Source organism: Sulfurovum sp. (assembly GCF_041551015.1).
Taxonomy (GTDB): Bacteria; Campylobacterota; Campylobacteria; order Campylobacterales; family Sulfurovaceae; genus Sulfurovum.
In genome coordinates this window covers 1-4,022 of record NZ_JBFENQ010000150.1, presented here as the reverse complement: position 1 = coordinate 4,022, position 4,022 = coordinate 1, and the positions used below count along the sequence as shown (strand labels likewise).

The following is a 4,022-nucleotide window of genomic DNA, read 5'->3' as shown; positions in this document are numbered from 1 at the left end:
CCTGAAACAGAAAATCAAACTGTGGCACTAAAAGTTGAAAAACCTGTCAATAATATGAAAACATTTAAACAAGAATATCAGGAACCCATCTCAAGTGAACCATCAAAACTAGTATCGTTCATTATGAACTACTTCACAGGAGGTAATTTACTTGTTCGTATAGGTGGGGTGATACTCTTTTTTGGACTGGCATTTTTAGTGAAATATGCGGCTGATCACAGTATCATCAGTATGAAGATGAGACTTATAGCTATTGCCATTGTTGCGGTGATACTTATAATAGTTGGATGGAGACTAAGAGATAGAGAAGGAGCGTATGGACAGATACTGCAAGGTCTTGGCGTTGCTATGTTCTACTTAGTCATTTACGCTGCATCAAAATTTTATGCACTTCTTACACTGGACATTGCTTTTAGCTTGATGCTTTTAGTGGTCATCATAGGTTCTGTTTTAGCAGTCATCGAAGATTCTTTGCCTTTGGCTTTGTTTGCGACCGCAGGTGGCTTTTTGGTGCCAATATTAACATCCAGTGGAGATGGTTCACATATTATGCTATTTAGCTACTATGCATTACTGAATATTGGCATCTTTGTTGTAGCTTGGTACCGTTCTTGGCGTATACTGAATGTGGTAGGATTTCTTTTTACCTTTGTCATTGCAACTGCTTGGGGAGTACTAAAGTACCGTTCAAATATGTTTGAGACCACAGAGCCGTTTCTCATACTCTACTTTTTAATGTATTTGACAATCTCTATACTCTTTACCATCAAACACCCATATAAACCAAAGAATTTGGTCGATGGTACTTTGGTATTTGGTTTACCGATCATAGCATTTCCTCTTCAGATCAACTTGGTAAAAGAGTTTACCTATGGTGAGGCCTACTCTGCTGTGGCTTTAGGTACACTCTACCTAGTGCTTTTTTGGCTTCTTAAAAACAAAGAGAGAACCCATCTCTTAGCCCAATCTTTCTTGACTTTGGGTGTTGTATTTTATACCATTACCATACCATATATATTTGATGCAGATGTATCAGCTGCTTTATGGTCACTAGAGAGTGCCGGGATTATCTGGATAGCCCTAAAACAGAAAAAAGCCTACACTCGATACTTTGGAGAGCTTCTTTTACTCGCTTCCATTTTCATTTATCCAAACAGTGTATATGAGTATCGTATGAGTTTGGCTGAGTATCTAGGCTACGTTATCGTCATTGTTGCATCACTTATCTCTGCATATTTGCTAGACCGATACAAAGATCAACTCTCTAATCTAGATACGTATTTGTCTAAAATCTTAGTTGGCTTGGCTATCGTGTTATGGTTTATAAGTACTCCAATGAAACTGATGACCTATATAGAGATCAACCATCTAAATGCGATGATACTCTCTTTGGTTTTAGGGACATTGATCCTTTTTACAACAACAAAATTCGTACAATGGAAACTGCTTATATCCACAATTCAAGGATATCTGCTCTTAGGCATACTGTTTTTTTTCTTAAATATGACAAATGGTTCTTACCTGATGCACCCTTTTGAAGGGTTTGGTGCTATCGCTTTGGGTCTCTTGGTATTTGTAAACTATCTACTGCTTCACCAGTACGATACAGTATGGAAGTTCACAAAACAGATACACATACTTGCACTCTGGTTCATCACTATGATACTTACATTGGAATTACATTACCATGCTGATCTTTTAAATATGGACAAAAGTTTCATCATGATATCTATAGCTTTAACACCCTTGATACTTTCTATTTTCTTACTCTTTCCAAAACGATACATAAATTGGATAGAACCATATAGAAACACATATCAGCATATAGGTGTAGGTGGGCTCATCGGAATGCTTATAGTTTGGGAACTTCAAACATTTTCTGTTCCTCCCCATACCAGCTTATCGTATATACCTCTGTTCAACCCTCTAGATATGCTGCAAAGTTTAGTGTTGGGTGTAGTATTTTACTGGATAGTCAAAAACAAAGTCTCTTTTACACAAAATGTCAAAGTTTCACTTTATGGCATACTGGCTGTACTGAGTACCATTTTTGCATCTGTCGTTTTTGCACGTGCAGTACATATGTTTAGAGAAATTAACTATAGGTTTAATGCCCTATGGGATCATATGTATTTCCAGGCAGGTCTTTCTATACTATGGAGTATGATAGCCATTGTCTTAATGCTATTGTCTAAACGATATCAAAACCGTCCTCTATGGCTAGCAGGATTTGGACTTCTCATACTGGTAGTACTTAAACTCTTTTTTGTAGAACTTTCAAGTTCAGGAACCATAGAGAGGATCATATCATTTATTGTAGTAGGAACATTACTTTTACTCATAGGGTATTTTGTTCCGTTACCACCGAATGAAAAGAAAGAGGTATAAAGATGAACTTGACTTATTCATCATGTAGGTCCATTAACTACACACATATTGCACACAAATTTGTTAGTATAAATTAGTGGCAATACTCCTAGAGTTTAGGAGATGAGTAATGGGTCATCATGTCTCATACTTGGTAAGAGTTACGGAAGCATCGCAGAGATGCGACGACTAAGTAGAAATCTGAAAATCCAAGTGATACACATAGACTAACGTACTTATCACGTTTTGTACACAGAGGACTACGAAATCATTTCTAGCAACACTTCCTTAAAGGGGACTATAATTTAGTCTCCCTACTCTGTGTTCGAACTATGTAACTGTCACTTTTAAAGCTCGTATGCTTTCTTCTCTTATTATTAAACAGAAAGTCATTCTTCTCACATAGAGAAGGAGGCTACGAGATACGTTTATTTCCTTATAAATCTATAGCATATTGTTTCAATGTCTCCAAATCGATCAGTTCAAGCATTTTTTTATGTGTAGAATGAATAAAAATATGTGGTGCCATACCATCCATATGGGCTTTGACGAAACTATGTCCACCAAGACACCAACTTTGACCAGGTTGTACACCGGCAAAATTATACTCCGGCATAGGTGTGGAAAGATCATTCCCTACCTTTTTGGAATACTCTAAAAATTCTTCAGTGGCATAGATACATACTGCATGTACAGCAGGGTTATGATCACCTGTATTACAATGTCCATCTCTATGAAAACCCGTGAGAGGTTTTAAACTACAAGGCTCTAAGGGTTCTCCTAAAACATTTAATGATTCATCCATCATCATATATCCTTCATACTAATTTGAAAAATTATAGCTAAATTGCACAACTACTTAGCAAAGGAGCTCATATTTCTAAAACAATTAAAACATAGGTGTATTTTTGACTCTTTATCGGTCATATTGACATAGACAGCTTGTTTCAGTTTCTTTTGCACTCCTGTGTAGTGGATTTTGGCTACAATACATTAAAAATAGGAAACACATCCATGACGAAAGAACGAGAAGGAGAACTACTGATGCTTGGACTCACAGTTCTTGAGTCATGGTTTCCCATACTTTCTATTGTTGCTATGTCTTATGTAGGGGCTTTACATACTTATATGTATAGCCTTATCATCGCTCTGTTTTTCTATATAGCCATTATGTACAAACAGAAACGTTTTGTAGAGCTAAAGAACAAAGCTGCATACAAAGACTTACTCCTTACTACCTTTTGGATAACCTTCATTTTTACATTCATTTTCATAGGTATGAGGTACACTACAGCAGGAAATATGGCTGTCATAGTCTTTTTACAAGTACTTTTTTCTTACCTTTATTTTAATGTCTTTGGTAAAGAAAAGATGGAAACCATTCATTTGAGTGGTGCTGTCATCATGGGTGTGGGTGCATTGATTATCTTATTTCCTGAAGATTTTGCATTTAACAAAGGGGACTGGCTCATCCTCATTTCTGCTGCTGCAGCTCCCATAGTGAACCTGTATCAAAAACGTGCAAGAGTCTACTGCTCAGCGGAGACTATATTAGGATTTAGAACTGTGGTGGGATTGCCTTTTATAGCACTCCTAGCATACCTACTTGAACCTTCAGTCTCTTATGAAGATTTTATGTCTGCACTACCCTACAT

At 36.8% G+C, this 4,022-nt stretch carries 3 protein-coding genes; 2 read left to right on the top strand and 1 reads right to left on the bottom strand.

Going from position 1 to position 4,022, the window contains the following annotated elements:
- Positions 1-2,388, top strand: a 2,388-nt coding sequence (locus ABZC96_RS08790; protein ID WP_373030530.1) for a DUF2339 domain-containing protein, incomplete at its 5' end; no start/stop codon positions are given.
- Positions 2,389-2,803: 415 nt separating this feature from the next.
- On the opposite strand, the gene ABZC96_RS08785 is transcribed toward ABZC96_RS08790, so the two are convergent.
- A complete protein-coding gene (locus ABZC96_RS08785; protein ID WP_373030529.1) occupies positions 2,804-3,175 on the bottom strand; it encodes a DUF2237 family protein in 372 nt (123 codons plus the stop codon).
- A gap of 206 nt (positions 3,176-3,381) precedes the next feature.
- Here ABZC96_RS08785 and ABZC96_RS08780 point away from each other — a divergent pair.
- Positions 3,382-4,022 (top strand): DMT family transporter (locus tag ABZC96_RS08780; RefSeq protein WP_373030528.1); only part of this gene is annotated, 641 nt, incomplete at its 3' end.